At 60.7% G+C, this 16,032-nt stretch carries 15 protein-coding genes and 3 tRNA genes; 12 read left to right on the top strand and 6 right to left on the bottom strand.

Annotated elements, in window-relative coordinates:
* Positions 1-170: 170 nt before the first annotated feature.
* Positions 171-962, bottom strand: a complete 792-nt coding sequence (locus AOG28_RS17155; RefSeq protein WP_054557311.1) for a DeoR/GlpR family transcriptional regulator — start codon at positions 960-962, stop codon at positions 171-173.
* 470 nt (positions 963-1,432) lie between these two features.
* On the opposite strand from AOG28_RS17155, the gene glpK reads away from it, so the two are divergent.
* The 6 genes from glpK to AOG28_RS17125 all read left to right on the top strand — a co-directional run bounded on the left by glpK (position 1,433) and on the right by AOG28_RS17125 (position 5,305).
* Positions 1,433-2,965: a glycerol kinase GlpK gene (gene glpK / locus AOG28_RS17150; RefSeq protein ID WP_054557310.1), complete on the top strand. Its 1,533-nt coding sequence runs from the start codon at positions 1,433-1,435 to the stop codon at positions 2,963-2,965.
* A gap of 2 nt (positions 2,966-2,967) precedes the next feature.
* Positions 2,968-3,690, top strand: coding sequence for an MIP/aquaporin family protein (locus AOG28_RS17145; protein WP_052384798.1), 723 nt, complete (start codon positions 2,968-2,970; stop codon positions 3,688-3,690).
* Between the two features lie 216 nt (positions 3,691-3,906).
* The gene (locus AOG28_RS17140; protein WP_082388956.1) at positions 3,907-4,629 is read left to right on the top strand and encodes an MIP/aquaporin family protein; all 723 of its coding nucleotides are present in this window, start codon (positions 3,907-3,909) and stop codon (positions 4,627-4,629) included.
* A gap of 358 nt (positions 4,630-4,987) precedes the next feature.
* Positions 4,988-5,064: transfer RNA gene (locus AOG28_RS17135), tRNA-Val, on the top strand.
* Between the two features lie 37 nt (positions 5,065-5,101).
* Positions 5,102-5,178: transfer RNA gene (locus AOG28_RS17130), tRNA-Val, on the top strand.
* A gap of 50 nt (positions 5,179-5,228) precedes the next feature.
* A tRNA-Val gene (locus tag AOG28_RS17125) sits at positions 5,229-5,305 on the top strand.
* Positions 5,306-5,389: 84 nt separating this feature from the next.
* Here AOG28_RS17125 and AOG28_RS17120 read toward each other — a convergent pair.
* The 5 genes from AOG28_RS17120 to AOG28_RS17100 all read right to left on the bottom strand — a co-directional run bounded on the left by AOG28_RS17120 (position 5,390) and on the right by AOG28_RS17100 (position 9,954).
* A complete protein-coding gene (locus AOG28_RS17120; RefSeq protein ID WP_054557309.1) occupies positions 5,390-6,427 on the bottom strand; it encodes an alpha/beta hydrolase in 1,038 nt (345 codons plus the stop codon).
* Between the two features lie 164 nt (positions 6,428-6,591).
* The gene (locus tag AOG28_RS17115) at positions 6,592-7,080 is read right to left on the bottom strand and encodes a GAF domain-containing protein (RefSeq protein WP_054557308.1); all 489 of its coding nucleotides are present in this window, start codon (positions 7,078-7,080) and stop codon (positions 6,592-6,594) included.
* Positions 7,081-7,297: 217 nt separating this feature from the next.
* Positions 7,298-8,116, bottom strand: coding sequence for a MetQ/NlpA family ABC transporter substrate-binding protein (locus tag AOG28_RS17110; protein WP_043335679.1), 819 nt, complete (start codon positions 8,114-8,116; stop codon positions 7,298-7,300).
* A 160-nt stretch (positions 8,117-8,276) separates the two neighbouring features.
* Positions 8,277-8,930: a methionine ABC transporter permease gene (locus tag AOG28_RS17105; RefSeq protein ID WP_054557307.1), complete on the bottom strand. Its 654-nt coding sequence runs from the start codon at positions 8,928-8,930 to the stop codon at positions 8,277-8,279.
* A complete protein-coding gene (locus tag AOG28_RS17100; protein WP_054557306.1) occupies positions 8,911-9,954 on the bottom strand; it encodes a methionine ABC transporter ATP-binding protein in 1,044 nt (347 codons plus the stop codon). The genes AOG28_RS17105 and AOG28_RS17100 overlap by 20 nt, the downstream gene beginning before the upstream one ends.
* A gap of 507 nt (positions 9,955-10,461) precedes the next feature.
* On the opposite strand from AOG28_RS17100, the gene AOG28_RS17095 reads away from it, so the two are divergent.
* The 6 genes from AOG28_RS17095 (at position 10,462) to AOG28_RS17070 (ending at position 15,884) form a co-directional block, all read left to right on the top strand.
* Positions 10,462-11,250 carry a riboflavin synthase subunit alpha gene (locus tag AOG28_RS17095; protein ID WP_442854960.1) on the top strand — a complete coding sequence of 263 codons (789 nt, stop codon included), beginning with the start codon at positions 10,462-10,464 and terminating at the stop codon, positions 11,248-11,250.
* Between the two features lie 300 nt (positions 11,251-11,550).
* On the top strand, positions 11,551-12,852 hold the full coding sequence (locus tag AOG28_RS17090) for an NCS2 family permease (protein WP_054557305.1): 1,302 nt from the start codon (positions 11,551-11,553) through the stop codon (positions 12,850-12,852).
* Positions 12,852-13,397, top strand: coding sequence for an adenine phosphoribosyltransferase (locus tag AOG28_RS17085; RefSeq protein WP_054557304.1), 546 nt, complete (start codon positions 12,852-12,854; stop codon positions 13,395-13,397). The genes AOG28_RS17090 and AOG28_RS17085 overlap by 1 nt, the downstream gene beginning before the upstream one ends.
* Positions 13,398-13,568: 171 nt before the next feature.
* Positions 13,569-14,066: a xanthine phosphoribosyltransferase gene (gpt, locus tag AOG28_RS17080; protein ID WP_043335607.1), complete on the top strand. Its 498-nt coding sequence runs from the start codon at positions 13,569-13,571 to the stop codon at positions 14,064-14,066.
* Position 14,067: 1 nt separating this feature from the next.
* Positions 14,068-14,784 carry a uracil-DNA glycosylase gene (gene ung / locus AOG28_RS17075; RefSeq protein WP_054557303.1) on the top strand — a complete coding sequence of 239 codons (717 nt, stop codon included), beginning with the start codon at positions 14,068-14,070 and terminating at the stop codon, positions 14,782-14,784.
* 89 nt (positions 14,785-14,873) lie between these two features.
* Positions 14,874-15,884 carry a hypothetical protein gene (locus AOG28_RS17070; protein WP_054557302.1) on the top strand — a complete coding sequence of 337 codons (1,011 nt, stop codon included), beginning with the start codon at positions 14,874-14,876 and terminating at the stop codon, positions 15,882-15,884.
* Positions 15,885-16,032: the final 148 nt, after the last annotated feature.

The following is a 16,032-nucleotide window of genomic DNA, read 5'->3' as shown; positions in this document are numbered from 1 at the left end:
GGGGGAAGAAGTAAAGGGGGCAAGAAGGAAAAGGGGGCGAGGGATAAGGGATGAGAGCCGGGCCAGGCTGCACGTCGGCGTATTGCCTGGCCCCTTGATTGCGCGATGACCTGATTGCGCGATGACTTGTTGGTGAGGCGACTAGTGGGTTGGGTGACGCGTCATCGAGCTCAAGTGCCACCACTCTCGTCCGACGACTCGTCACCGGCGACATGCAGCGCGACCTCGTGCTGACGCATCAGGGTCAGGATGCTTTCCGGGGGCTGGATATCGGTGAAGAGCGCATCGAGCTGGCTCAGGTTGCCCTGGCGCACGACCGCATTGCGCTGGAACTTGGAGTGATCCGCGATCAGGAAGACCTGGCGTGAGTTGTGGATGATCGCCTGGGCGACACGCACTTCCTGATAGTCGAATTCCAGCAGCGAGCCATCTTCATCGATGCCGCTGATGCCGATGATCCCGAAGTCGACCTTGAACTGGTTGATGAAGTCGATGGTGGCCTCGCCGATGATGCCGCCATCGCGGGAACGCACCATGCCGCCGGCCACGATGACGTTGAAACCCTCCTTGTGCTGGAGGATGGCCGCCACGTTCAGGTTGTTGGTGATGACTTCAAGCCCGTGATGATCACATAGCGCCTCGGCCACCATCTCGTTGCTGGTGCCGATGTTGATGAACAGCGAGGCGTGGTCAGGAATCTGCCTGGCCAGGGCGGCCGCCATGCGCCGCTTGGCGCCCAGGTTCAATGTCTTGCGGGTGCTGTAGGCGGTGCTGACGGTACTGGACTCAAGCCCCGCGCCCCCGTGCACGCGCTTGAGCGCGCCGGCCTCGGACAGCTGATTGAGGTCGCGACGAATGGTCTGCGGCGTGACCTCGAAGTGACTGGCCAGCTGCTCGATGGAGGCATATCCCTGACGCGTGATCAGTTCGACAATGGCGCGATGGCGCTTTGGCTGCATCATCCTGCTCTCTTGTTGTCAGCGGCTGCGGAACGTGAGTTCACTTCATGTCAGCAAGTGCGCATCACGGTTGCCGTTGGGGAGTGGGGTCGTCCAGTGAGGGTACATCCTAATCCAACAGGGGGGCGTCAGTGCAATTTGACGAATTGCGTCAAGGTGTTGCGAAGCTGCAACAGTCCATGTCGGCGCAATAGACATGAGACCAAGGTACAATGATATTGATTGGTAATACGTTTGTGATAGCGCGCATTTGGCGCTAACGTTTGCAGCGATATTCGAAGACGAACATTTCGTGTTCGGTTGTGATGGTTCAAGAGGAAGTGTTCTCGCTGCGCCTGCCAAGCGTGAAGAGGACAAAGCCAACCCGCTTTCTCCTGTCGCCCTCACATGATACCCGAGCCAATATAGTGAAGTACCGCAGTCTCCGCTGACGTGTACTCTCAGAAGCAGCCTCGAAGCCAAGGACAGTCATAATGTCTAGCCCCAAGCCAGAGAAAGACTCTCGCGTCGATGGACCCACGCGCATTCTCGCGATCGACCAGGGTACCACCAGCTCCCGCGCCATCCTGTTCGATCGTGAAGGGACGGTGACAGGTCTGGCACAGGAAGAATTCCCGCAGCATTTCCCGGACAGCGGTTGGGTCGAGCACAACGTCGATGATATCTGGGGGTCGGTGAAGCGCACCGTGCGTCAGTCACTGATCAACACCAATGTCGGCGCCGAGCAGGTGGCCGCCATCGGGATCACCAACCAGCGTGAGACCACCATCGTCTGGGACCGCGAGACCGGCGTGCCGGTCTACAACGCCATCGTCTGGCAGGACCGCCGCACCCACGAGTACTGTCGTGAGCTTTCCGAGGCCGGTCATGGTGACATGATCCAGCAGAAGACCGGTCTGCTGATCGACCCGTATTTCTCCGCGACCAAGCTGCGCTGGATTCTCGAGAATGTCGAAGGCGTTCGCGCACGTGCTGAGAAGGGCGAGCTGGCCTTCGGTACCGTCGACAGCTACCTGATCTGGAAGCTGACCGCCGGCAAGCGTCACGTCACCGATGCCACCAACGCCTCGCGTACTTGCCTGTTCAACATCGTCGATCAGTGCTGGGACAGCGAGCTGCTGGAGCTGTTCGGTATCCCGGAAAGCCTGCTGCCGCAAGTGCTGGATTCCAGTGATGATTTCGGCACCACCGACCCGCAGCTGTTCGGTGCGGCGATGCCGATTCGCGGCGTGGCCGGCGATCAGCAGGCGGCGCTGGTCGGCCAGGCCTGTTTCACGCCCGGCATGAGCAAGAGCACCTACGGCACTGGCTGCTTCATGATCATGAACACCGGTGAGAAGATGGAGCTGTCCCGCAATCGTCTGCTGACCACGGTGGGCTATCGCCTCAATGGCAAGCCGACCTATGCCATGGAAGGCAGCATCTTCGTGGCGGGCGCAACCGTGCAGTGGCTGCGTGATGGCCTGAAGCTGTTTTCCGATGCCTCCGAGACCGAACCGCTGGCGCGTGCGGCCAAGGCCGACCACGGCGTCTACATGGTGCCGGCCTTCACCGGCCTGGGAGCACCGCACTGGGACCCGCAGGCGCGTGGCGCGATTCTGGGGCTGACCCGTGGCACCGGCATCACCGATATCGTGGCGGCCGGCCTGCAGTCGGTGTGCTATCAGACGCGTGACCTGCAGGAGTGCATGCTGGATGACGTGGCTATCAACTGCGCGAATCTGCGCGTGGATGGCGGCATGGTCAGCAACAACTGGGTGATGCAGTTCCTGTCTGACATGCTGGGCGTGAAGGTGGATCGTCCGCGCGTGCTGGAGACCACGGCGCTGGGCGTCGCGTATCTGGCCGGTCTGCATATCGGCTGGTATGAAAGCCTGGATGAGATCAGCGAGCTGTGGCACTGCGAGCGTACCTTCGCGCCGGAAATGGCGGAAGAGCAGCGTAAGCGCCTCTACGCCGGCTGGCTGGAAGCGGTGGAAAGAGTGAAAAGCGACGGAGGCCACTGAGCATGTGGACCGATGTCATGACAGGCGAGTTTCTCGGCTGTCTGTTCCTTATCCTGTTCGGCGGTGGCGTGGTCGCCAATGTGGTGTTGTCTGACACCAAGGGCAATGGTTCCGGCTGGATCGTGATCACCACCGGCTGGGGCTTTGCCGTGATGATCGGCGTGTTCGTGGCCGTCTCGACCGGTTCGCCCCAGGCGGACCTCAATCCGGCGGTGACGCTGGCCAAGTATCTGCTCGGGGTGCATGCCACCCTCATGGATGTGGCGCGACATGTCATCGCGCAGATGCTCGGTTGTTTCGCCGGTGCCGTGATGGTGTGGCTGGCCTATCTGCCGCACTGGAAGCGCACCAGCGATGCTGGCCTCAAGCGGGCGGTGTTCTGCACGGACCCGGCAGTCGAGTGTCGTCTGGGCAACATGCTCAGCGAAGTGATCGGAACCGTGGTGCTGATCTTCGGTATCGGTGCCATCGTCGGCTCCGGCACCATCAGCGCTGGCCTGCTGCCGTATCTGGTCGGCATGCTGGTATGGGCCATCGGCCTCTCGCTGGGTGGCGCGACCGGCTATGCCATCAACCCGGCACGTGATCTGGGCCCGCGTATCGCACACTCCTTGTTGCCGATCCACGGCAAGGGCGCCTCCGGCTGGGGGTATGCCTGGGTGCCGATCGCCGGCCCCCTGGCGGGGGCCTTGATCGCGGCCTCCATGTGGCATCTGCTGCTGTAACAAATCCTTGCCGCAATCTGCTGGAGCAGTCCCCTGCACCTGTGGCACTGTAGCCTGACTTCGCCCCGTCCCTCGACGGGGCGAAGTCATTTCGGGTCTCCGCCTTTTCTTGCCATCCCCCGGCGATAGCACCACTCCATTGTCATGGGGCGCGTTCGTGCGGGCGAGAGGTGGCGGTAGACGACTGACAGGGGGCAAGTGGCGGAGGTCATCAAGATGTGGACTGACGTCATGACGGGCGAGTTTCTGGGTACCACCTTCATGATTCTGCTGGGAGGTGGTGTGGTCGCCAATGCGATGCTCAGGGGCACCAAGGGAGCGGGTTCCAGCTGGCTGATGATCAATGCCGGCTGGGGATTTGCCGTGATGGTCGGGGTGCTGGTCTCGACCTCGACAGGGTCGCCCTACGGCGATCTCAATCCGGCGGTGACGATCGCGAAATACCTGCTGGGCGTGCATACCGACGAGCTCAAGGTCGCCAGGATGATGCTGGCGGAGCTGCTGGGCTGCTTCATGGGGGCGGTACTGGTGTGGGCGGCCTATTACCCGCATTGGGAGGTGACCCGAGACCCGCTGCGCAAACGCGCGGTTTTCTGTACTGATCCGGCAGTGGCCAACAAGACGGCCAATGTCATCAGTGAAGCGATCGCGACGGTAGTGCTCATCTTCGCCATCGGCAGCATGGTCGACAGCGCGCTGATCACCGATCAGGCGCTGCCGTATCTGATCGGTGTGCTGGTCTGGGCGATCGGCCTGTCACTGGGTGGGCCGACGGGCAACGCGATGAATCCGGCGCGTGACCTGGCGCCGCGCATCGCGCATTGGGTGTTGCCGATTGCCGGCAAGGGCAGTTCGGGCTGGCAGTATGCCTGGGTGCCCATCGCCGGCCCCTTGCTGGGGGCCGTGTTGGCCGCTGTGCTGCGTCGGGTCTTCCTCTAGCTGTCGAGGCGCTGCGGCCAGTCATTGTCGTGTCCGTGCGCTGCCAGCCAACCTTGTGCCATTCGGCGAAAGTGGCTGGCGGCGTAGGGCGGAGCAGAGCAGAGCCGGGCAGATCTGATCAGGTGAGTCCCTTTCAGGCCTGGCCATCATGACGAGCCTCGCCTGCGTGCCGCGCGCGCGGCGCGATCCATGCCTGCTCTGTGCCCGTTCTTTTTACCTAATCATGGCAAGGCGGAATGGCGAGAAAATTTTTTATCATCAGGGGGTTGCATCAAAACGGGAGTTGCGTAGAATACGTCCTCGCTGACAGGGCAAAGCACTTCGCATCACACTGCTTCGCATTTCAGCATGCTGACACAGGACCATAGCTCAGTTGGTTAGAGCGCCACGTTGACATCGTGGAGGTCGGCGGTTCAAATCCGCCTGGTCCTACCAGCATCGGCACTGATGGCAACATCGCGCCACTTGATTCAGGACCATAGCTCAGTTGGTTAGAGCGCCACGTTGACATCGTGGAGGTCGGCGGTTCAAATCCGCCTGGTCCTACCAAGCCGTTCCACGGTATGTTTCAAGTGTTCCTATGTCATCTGCCACACTTCAGGACCATAGCTCAGTTGGTTAGAGCGCCACGTTGACATCGTGGAGGTCGGCGGTTCAAATCCGCCTGGTCCTACCAGATTCCAGAGAACGCCCGGCTCATCGAGTCGGGCGTTTTCGTGTGCGTGTCATGAAAATCTGCCGCGGGACTGGTGCGCGCCGCTCAGGCAAGCGTAGCGTCGAGGAATTCGCGTGCTTCCTTGAGGGCGGCATTGGCAGCGCTCAGCAGCGGGGCGAAGCCGACGAACACATGTGGCATGTCCGGCCACAGACTCAATGTGACGGGCGAGCCGCAGTCCTGCGCCTGAGTGGCGTAGCGACGGCTGTCGTCGAGCAGGATCTCCGCCTCGCCGCACTGGATCAGCGTCGGAGGCAGGTCAAACAGATTTCCCTCCAGCGGCGAGATGCGCGGATCGCTCATGTCGGTACCGTCCTGCACATAGGCCATGCTCACGAAGGGCAGCAGATTGGGATCGAGGATCGGGTCCACCTCGGCCTTGCGCGACAGCGAGGCGCTGCCCCAGCTGAGGTCCGTGGCGGGCGAGAAGGCGATCACCGCATCCGGCAGCCGCTCACCTGCGCTCTTGAGCGCATTCAGGGCCGCCAGCGTGAGGTTGCCGCCCGCGCTGTCACCGGCCAGCAGCAGGTGGTCCTGCGGGTATTCGTCACACAGCCAGCGCCACGCGGCCAGCACGTCCTGCAGGCCGGCCGGGAAGGCGGCCTCGGGCGCGAGGCGGTAATCCAGGGTGTAGGTCTCGGCGCGTGCCGCTCGCCCCAGACGGCTGGCCAGAGGGCGATGGCCGGCAGGCGAGCCTGCGATCCAGCTGCCGCCATGCACATACAGCAGGCGACGCGGGCGCGCTGGTGCATCATCGGGTGCCGGCAATACCTCACAGACACGCTCTCCCTCGCCACCCGGTACCATCGCGAGACGCGGTGTCACGCCGGTGTCGAGAATGCTGGCGTCGGCAGCGAAGTAGGCCTCAAGCAGGGTGCGCTTGGCGCCGAGGTCATTGCCGGTGCGCGCCGTGAAGGCCTTGATACGCTCAAGATGCTTGATGACCCGCTCAAGGCCGGCATGCGCATCGTCGTGATTTTGCAGCGAGGCCTCCGCATGTGGGGGCGGCGAATCCGGGGAGGAGGATGATGTGGAGGGCGAAGTAGAGGGCGACGAGGGATGAGATGGCGACCGGGATGACATGTTTGGCTCCTGTCGGGGGCGAGAGCTCTTAACCTGTCATCTCGCACGGGGCTGTGCAAGGCCTGACAGGCCACAACGCAAACCGCCCGCCGTGCGAGTGGCGCGGCGGGCGGCAGAGCGTGATGCTGACGTTCTGGCTGCCTGTCAGGCGGGCGCTCAGTTTGTCAGACAGGAACGCTGTCGAAGTCGCTGGAGGCGATGAAGATCTCGACCAGGCGCTCGATGCCGGCCTGATCCTCTTCGTCGAAGCGCTCGGGGCTCGGGCTGTCCAGGTCCAGCACACCCCACAGCACTTGCTGGCCGCCCTGCTCGATGAGCACTGGGATGACCAGCTCGCTGCGCGAGGCGGCGTCACAGGCGATATGGCCCGGGAAGGCGTGTACATCCGCGACACGCTGGGTGGTGCGCTCGGTGGCGGCGGCGCCACACACGCCCTTGGTGAAGGGAATCGGGTGGCAGGCCGGCTGACCCTGGAATGGCCCCAGGTGCAGGACCTGCGGCTGACGTTGCACATAAAAGCCTGCCCAGTTGAGGTTCTCCACCGTCATGTTGACGAAGGCAGCCGTCTGGGAGGCGTTGGTCAGCCAGTCGCGGGTATCGAGGATGGCATCCAGCTGGCGGGCCAGCAGTGAATAGTCGGGGCGAGTGGCCATGAGGGCTCCTGAGGGATAGGTAAGTGGGGAGATGGCGCAGGAATGCGGTCGCGGGTCGCCTGTTTCAAGCGTGTCCTGCGCGTGTGTCTTCTCGCGCTGCGCCGGCATCTGGGCGCGATGAGATGCGTGATGAGATGCGTCATCCACCGGATGCAAAAGCGCCGACCAGTGGTCGGCGCTTTGCGTTCAGGCGTCTGTCAGTGACGTGGGGTGAGGCTTACTTCCAGCCCGGCACCGCCGCGCCCTTGAACAGCTCTTCTGCCTTGGCTTCGACTTCCGGTGTCTGGTAGGCCTTGACCAGCTTCTGCACCTTCTCGCTGTCTTCATCGCCCTGGCGCACGACGATCAGGTTGACGTACGGGGACTCGGCGCCTTCACGGATCAGCGCGTCTTCCGGTTTCAGGCCAGCCGGCTGAGCGAAGGTGTTGTTGATGAAGGCCAGGTCGACGTCCGGCAGGATGCGCGGCAGCTGGGCAGCCTCGATTTCCTTGAACTGGTAGTCATGCGGGTTCTTGGCGACGTCGATCGGAGTCGCTTCGAGGTTGCCCTTGTCGGTCAGCTCGATCATACCCAGGTCGTGCATCAGGATCAGGGAGCGGCCTTCGTTGGACGGATCGTTCGGCAGGGCGATGGTCGCGCCGTCCGGCAGTTCGCTGATGTCTGCGTACTTCTCGGAGTAGGCACCGATCGGGTACACGAAGGTCTTGCCGGCGCTGGCGAACTTGTAGCCACGCTCACGCACCATGGATTCCATGTACGGCTGGTGCTGGTAGGCGTTGGCATCCAGAGAGCCATCGGCCAGTGCGGCGTTGGGAGACACGTAGTCGGTGAACTCGGTGATCTCGACGTTCAGGTCGTACTTTTCCTTGGCGATCTCGGCCGCGACCTTCATCACTTCGGTTTCCGGGCCTGCGACGGTACCCATCTTGAGGGTGTTCTCGTCGGACGCGTCGTTGCCGCAGCCTGCCAGCAGGGTGGCGCCGAGCAGGGTGGCAGCGCCGGCAAGGCGCAGCGGGGAAGAAAGCGTGGTCAGCATGTTGCGCATCGATGTTCTCCTTGTGATCCGACGTGACCGGCGGGGTCCGCGGGATGTTATGAGTGACGGCTCATGGTGATGAGCCATCACGATACCGAAAGCCGTGTGATTTGTAGATCGAACGCCACTTCTATATCAGCCACCGCTCATGGAGCGACGCTTACTTGTGGTTCGACTTGCGCACCAGATGGTCGCCCAGGCTCTGGAAGCCCTGCACCATGACGACGAGGATGACCACGGTCACCAGCATCACCATCGGGTCGAAGCGATTGTAGCCGTAGCGAATGCCGAGATCCCCCAGGCCACCGCCACCGACGGTGCCGGCCATGGCGGAATAGCTGATCAGCGTCACCACGGTGATGGTCAGGCCATTGATGATGCCGCTGCGTGCTTCCGGCAGCAGCACCTTGGTGATGATCTGCATCGGCGTGGCACCCATGGCCTGTGCGGCCTCGACCAGCCCCGGGCCGACTTCATTCAGCGCGCCTTCGATCAGGCGGGCGACGAAGGGAATCGAGGCGATGGTCAGCGGCACGATGGCGGCATTGGTGCCGATGGAGCTGCCCGCGATCAGGCGCGTCAGCGGGATGATCGCCACCATCAGGATGATGAACGGCACCGAGCGACCGATGTTGGTGATGATGCTCAGCACGCTGTTGAGTGCCGGGCGCGCGAGAATCTGGCCGGGGCGCGAGGTGTAGAGTGCCACGCCCAGCGGAATGCCGAGTGCCGCGGAGATCAGGCCTGCCACCGCGACCATGTACAGGGTCTCGAGGGTGGAGGACAGGACGAGTTCAAGCAGTGCGGGTGACATGGCCGAGCACCTCCACTTTCAGGTCGTGGGATTCGAGATAATCGAGCGCTTGCTGGGTCTGGCCGCTGTCGCCCATCAGTTCGGCGATCATCAGGCCCAGGGTGCGGTCCTGAATGGATTCCACCTTGGCCTGCAGGATGCTGACATCCACCTGGCATTCACGCGCCAGGCGCGAGATCAGCGGAGTGGAGACGGCGTCGCCGCTGAAGGCCAGGCGCACCACCGGGTGGGTGTGCGGGCCGGCGGTGGCTTCGAGGCGCTCGACCAGCGCGCGTGGCGGCTCAAGTTCCAGGAAGTCATTGAGGAACTCGCGACCCAGGCGGGTCTGCGGTGCGGTGAAGAAATCGCCTACCGAGGCCACTTCCACCAGTTCACCGCCGCTGATCAGGGCGACCTGATCACAGATGCTCTTGACCACTTCCATCTCGTGGGTGATCAGCAGGATCGTCAGGCCCAGTTTGGTGTTGATGTCCTTGAGCAGCTCAAGGATGGAGGCGGTGGTCTGCGGGTCGAGCGCCGAGGTGGCCTCGTCACACAGCAGCACCTTGGGGCGGCTGGCCAGGGCGCGGGCGATGGCCACACGCTGTTTCTGACCCCCGGACAGCTGGGCAGGATACTGGCCGGCCTTGTCGCTCAGGCCGGTCAGCTCCAGCAATGGCTCGACGCGCTTTCTGATCTCGTCCTTCGAGATGCCAGCCAGCTCCAGCGGCAGCGCCACATTGGCGAAGACCGTGCGTGAGGAGAGCAGATTGAAGTGCTGGAAGATCATGCCGATCTGGTGACGAGCGCTGCGCAGCGCGGACTCGTCGAGCTCGGTCAATTCCTGGCCATCGACGACGACGCTACCGGCAGTGGGGCGTTCGAGCAGATTGACGCAGCGAATGAGAGTCGACTTGCCGGCACCGGACAGGCCGATGACACCGGTAATGGCGCCCTGAGGAACCGTGAGGCTGGCATCCTTGAGCGCGACCACGGCCTTGTCACCACTGCCGTAAGTCTTGGAGACGTTCTTGAGTGTGATCATGGGGGTCCGAGTGGTTAAGGCACCAACCGGATTGCGGGCGAAGGTCTGTAGAGGACAGAACGTTCTGCCGGCGTCTGCGCACATGGCAGACAGCGAAGAGGGGAGCGATCCAGTGGGAAGAAAAAAGACCACCCAAGACGGGTGGCCATCAACGCTGGACACACCCTTTTAGCAGAACTTGCACCCCGTGAGACCAGCTCTCGTGGTGGGCGCCCGCAATCCGGGTACAAATCGGCGCCAAACAGATTTGAGGCGCATTCTATCAGTCACCTTGGGGGTGTCAACGACTTTGGTCTTGCGCTGGACGTTTATTCGAACTGTCGTTCGACATGGCAATTTGGCGATACGCTCTGTAAGCCATTTCTTACAAGGCTCTTGTCGTGACGCGGGTTTCAATCGCCAGCGACGGCTTTCCTGTCTTGACGGTCAGTCGGGGATGAGTTGCGGCCCGCTCCGCGCTCGCCGTGACAGCCGTGCTCGCCTGTTACGGGAGACGGGAGACGGGAGATGGGAGGCGAGGGCGACAACGCCGCGCACTCCCACGGCAGACAACGCCAGCATGTCGACGGCAAGTCCACCATGCTAGGATTTCGGCTGGGCATGCCGGTCATCTCGCTGCTGCATGCCGTCCCTTATTCACGGCTTCTCGACAGCAAGAAGCAGCAGTGCAAGGAAAGATCACGCATGTTCACGGGTATCGTACAAGGCATGGCGGAAGTGGTGGCCATTGAAGAACGCACTGACTTTCGCACGCATCAGGTCCGGTTGCCGGCGGGACTGGAGGCGGGGCTGGAGCTGGGGGCCTCGGTGGCCCATAACGGTTGCTGTCTGACCGTGACGGCGCTTGAGGGTCAACTAGCCAGCTTTGACCTGATGCGCGAGACGCTGCGTCTGACCAATCTGGGCGAGCTCGAGGTGGGCAGCGTCGTGAACGTGGAGCGAGCGGCACGCTTCGGCGACGAGATCGGCGGGCACTCGATGTCCGGGCACGTGATGGCGATGGTGACCATCGATGCCATCGAGGCCACTGCGGACAATCGTCGTATCTGGTTCCAGGCGCCGGCCGAGCTGATGCGTTTTCTGTTCGACAAGGGCTATGTGGGACTCGACGGTGTCAGCCTGACGATCGGTGAGGTGCAGGGCACACGCTTCTGCGTCAATCTGATTCCCGAGACGCTCGAGCGCACCCTGATGGGCGTGCGCGCCGTCGGTGATCAGGTCAACCTTGAAGTCGACCCGCAGACCCAGGCCATTGTCGAGACCGTCGAGCGGGTCATGGCCTCCCGACTGGCATGAGGCTTGCAGGTCTGCAGCGGATCATCTCACTGGCAGGACGCCAGAACTCGTCTGACTGGTCAGGAAATATGCCGGGAATGCTCGATTCGCTGCAGACCTTTGGGTACCATGTTGCGCCTTTCGATGCCCTGCCGCTGGCGGGGCATCGTGGTTCAGGCAGGCTGAACAGGGGAAAAGCTTCATCCGACGCCCTGTGCGGCATACCTGTCCGAGCGAGTTCGTCTTGATCTGCTGATTCTGACAATCACCGACCACTGCGCCTTGCCGGACAGGCACTGCTCAAGGATAGGGGCTACCTCAATGCTGGAACGTCTTTTCAAGCTCTCCGAGCACGGTACCAATGTGCGTACCGAAGTCATCGCAGGATTTACCTCCTTCCTCGCGATGGCCTATATCATCTTCGTGGCTCCCTCAATGCTGGCCTCCACCGGCATGGATCACGGCGCCGTGTTCGTCGCGACCTGTCTGGCGGCAGCCATCGGCTGTCTGGTCATGGGCCTTTACGCCAACTACCCGATCGCGCTGGCACCGGGCATGGGACTGACGGCCTTCTTCACCTATACGGTCGCCGGCCAGATGGGCGTGCCCTGGCAGGTCGCGCTGGGCGCGGTCTTCCTGTCCGGGGTGAGTTTCTTCCTGCTCTCCGCCTTCAAGATTCGCGAGTGGATCATCAATGCCATTCCCGCCTCGCTGAAGACCGGCATCGCCGCGGGCATCGGCCTGTTCATGGCGATCATCGCCCTGCAGGGCAGCGGCATCGTCGTCGACGCCCCGGGCACGCTGGTCACGCTGGGCGATCTGTCCTCGCCGGCGGCCATGTATGCACTGCTCTCGTTCTTTTTGATCGTCGCGCTGTCGTATCGGAAGGTGATCGGTGCGGTGATGATCGGCATACTGCTCGTCACGCTGCTGGCGACCCTGACCGGCAACAACGATTTCCACGGCTTTGCCTCGATGCCGCCGAGCATGCTGCCGACATTGGCGGAGCTCGATATCGCCGGCGCCTTCAACCTGGGCATGGTGTCGATCATCTTCGCCTTCCTGTTCGTCGATCTGTTCGACACCTCGGGCACGCTGATCGCCGTCTCCCAGCAGGCTGGCCTGACCAACGAGCGTGGCCACCTGCCGCAGCTGGGACGGGCCTTGATGGCAGATTCCAGTGCCACCATGGTCGGCTCTGTCATGGGCACCTCGAACGTGACCAGTTACATCGAATCCGCCACCGGCGTGGCCGCCGGCGGACGTACCGGCCTGACGGCCGTCGTCGTTGCCGGCCTATTCCTCGTCAGCCTGTTCCTGTCGCCGCTGGCGACCTCGATTCCGGCCTTCGCCACTGCCGGTGCGCTGCTGTATGTCGCCTGCCTGATGACGGGCGGCCTGGCACGCATCGACTGGAACGACATTACTGAAGCGGCACCGGTGGTGATCGCTACCCTGGTGATGCCGCTGACCTACTCGATTGCCAACGGGATCGCGCTGGGCTTCATCAGCTACGCCGTGATCAAGCTGTTCTCCGGCCGTTATCGTGATCTGAGCCCGGGGCTGGTGATTCTCGCCATCCTGTTCGCCTGCAAATACCTGTTCCTCGACGGAGCCCTCTAATGAGCATCTACAGCGACTACATCAAGTCTGTCATCCGCACCGTGCCGGACTGGCCCCAGAAAGGTGTCAACTTCCGTGACATCACGCCGGTGCTGCAGAACTCCGCCGCGTTCCGCAAGCTGATCGACTCCTTCGTGCACCGCTATCAGGAGATGGAAATCGACGCCATCGCCGCCATCGATGCGCGTGGCTTCATCATCGGTGCTCCGCTGGCCTACGAGCTGGGCTGCAGCTTCGTGCCGGTGCGCAAGAAGGGCAAGCTGCCGTTCAAGACCATCAGCGAGACCTACTCGCTGGAATATGGTGAGTCCACCGTCGAGCTGCACTCCGATGCCTTCCGTGAAGGCGATCGCATCCTGGTGATGGATGACCTGATCGCGACCGGCGGCACCATGCTGGCGGCCTGCAAGCTGATCGAGCGCACCGGTGGTGTGGTCGTCGAGACGGCAGCCATCATCGATCTGCCAGAAATCGGCGGCTCCGCGCGCATTCGTGAAGAAGGCCACAGTGTCTTCGCGGCGTGCAGCTTCACCGAATCCGAGTAATGCCGGCTTGACGCGATGGCCCTGTCTTCTGGCAGGGCCATCGTCGTTGCTGCGGGCAGCGAATCTGAGGCCCTTGTCCGCGCTCTGGCGTGGCTGAGTGGATCTTCCCCTTGTGCGGTGGCGCGCCAGCCACCATGCTTTCCTTCTGTTTCGTCTTTGCGAGTGACCCACATGTCTTCCGAACGCTACCACGACCACTTCATCGTCTCTTGGGACCAGCTGCACCGTGATGTGCGTGCGCTATGTCACGACCTCAGTGGTCGCGACTTCAAGGGCATCATCGCCATCACCCGCGGTGGCCTGATTCCGGCCGGCCTGATCGCCCGCGAGCTGGGTATCCGCCACATCGATACCGTGTGCATCAAGAGCTATCACGACCACATGGAGCAGGGGGGGCTGGAAGTGGTCAAGGGCGTCGACCACGACGGTGACGGCTGGCTGCTGGTCGATGACTTGGTCGACACCGGCAATACCGCACGTGCGGTGCGTGACATGTTGCCCAAGGCGCACTTCGTGACCGTCTATGCCAAGCCGGAAGGTCGTCCGCTGGTCGATGGCTTCATCACCGAAGTGCCGCAGAACTGCTGGATCCAGTTCCCGTGGGACATGGGTATCGCCTACGTCGAGCCGATCGCCGAGCAGCTCAAGAAGCAAGAGAGCGATAGCTGACATGCCGTTGGAGACTGCCGCGACTGGCCGCTCCGAGGTGTTGCCTGCCGATTGGCAGGCGCATCTTGGCCAAGAGTTTCAGGCTGACTATATGCAGCGCCTGCGCGACTTTCTGCGCGCCGAGAAAGATGCCGGCAAGGTCATCTATCCGCACTCCGATGACTGGTTCCGTGCCTTCTGGCTGACGCCGCTCTCCAACGTCAAGGTCGTGATCCTCGGCCAGGACCCGTATCATGGCCCGGGCCAGGCGCATGGACTGTGCTTCTCGGTGCGCCCCGGTGTGCGCCCGCCGCCTTCGCTGAAGAACATCTACAAGGAACTGGCTACCGATGTCGGCGTCGAGCCCGTCGATCACGGCTTCTTGGAAAGCTGGGCGAAGCAGGGCGTCTTGCTGCTCAACAGCGTGCTGACCGTCGAGCAGGGCAAGGCCGCCTCGCATCAGAAGCAGGGGTGGGAGCAATTCACCGACCGCGCCATCGACGTGATCAACCAGCACTGTGAGGGTGTCGTCTTCCTGCTCTGGGGCAGTCATGCCCAGAAGAAGGCCCGTGCTGTGGACACCCAGAAGCACCTGGTGCTCCACGCGCCGCACCCATCCCCCCTCGCAGCGCACCGCGGTTTCTTCGGCTCTCGCCACTTCTCGCAAGCCAACGCCTGGCTGGAGGCACGTGGCGATGTGCCGATAGATTGGCAGTTGCCGGTATCACTTAGAAGCTGAGAAAAATTTTCAAGTTGCTCTGCTCTATAGTGTTCTTATTCTCTTTGCCCAAGCTAAGAGGCGTTTGCAGTTTGTGAAAGGAAGCTAAAATGGTGCTTTTTCTCGCTGAATCACCCCTGCAGGTGATTTCATGCTACGAATTGTTTAAACAGAAGTTTGCTGATGAAAGGGTTTTGCTCGTAGTGAAGTATTCGGGTGAGAGAAAGAAAAAAACTCATGATTATCAGCTCAAGAAAACAGTTGAAGCTTTGGATTGGCCTGAATGCAAGGAGGTGTCTTTTCTGTGCAGGATCAAGCAGTTCTCTTGGGCTAAAAAAAGAATTATAAAATATAAAATCATCAAAGCATGTGAGGGGCATGCAAATGTAGTGTGTATGGGTGACTTTAAAAGTGAGTGGATGCATGACCTCAAGATAAAGTTATTGCCAGAAAGTGTCTATCTGACCGATGATGGGGTGGGTGTCATAGAGGCGAAGAAAAAATATATAGATAAAGGTTTTTTGCATCGTAACAAGAAATCGGGATGGCTCTCCGGTGATCATTATGTACAGCCGATCATCTTTAGTTCATTTGTTAGGAGTTCGGGTGATGGGAGTTCAGTACATAATGATTATCGAGCTTTGAGGGCAGAAAGCAGAAATAAAGAAGTTGACGTGGGAATCGTTTTTTATTTTGGTGCAAAGTATAGTGAAGCTGGTATCATGTCGTTGGAGCATGAGCTGGAACTTATCAGTAAAGCCAAGCTATATTTTGAAGAGCGCGGAAAAAAAATAAAGTATATACCACACAGGGCTGATACACCTAGTAAGCTCGAACTGATTGAGAGTCAACTCAATATTCCTGTCAATCCTCTCGGGTTGCCAGCAGAGCTATACTTATTGAAGCTGGGTTACTTACCTTGGGGGATTGCTGGAGCTTTCACAAGCGCACTTCTTAGCCTCGACAAGCTTTTCGATTTTGAGTCTGTGGTTTCTTTTGAAGTCCCTTCTGCTGTGTTACGTGCAGAGTCTTCAAGGGCAATAAGTAATATTTATAACGAGTATCGTCAAGCTGGTATTGATGTGGTGGGCTTGGATTTCAATAAGCATGATCGAATATAAGTCGGAATTTGATCAGGTGTAGGGCTGTTGGGTATGAAATGAAGCAGTTTTCTTTGCTTATATAAATGGTATTGCAGATTTTTGATGCTGTAGATTTGTGGTGAAGTTCTTGAGTGGATTTAACGGCTTCTATGTGTTATAATTTTTA

Origin of the sequence: Cobetia sp. UCD-24C, from assembly GCF_001306765.1 — a bacterium.
Taxonomy (GTDB): domain Bacteria; phylum Pseudomonadota; class Gammaproteobacteria; order Pseudomonadales; family Halomonadaceae; genus Cobetia; species Cobetia amphilecti.
This window is presented reverse-complemented; position numbering and strand designations above follow the sequence as displayed.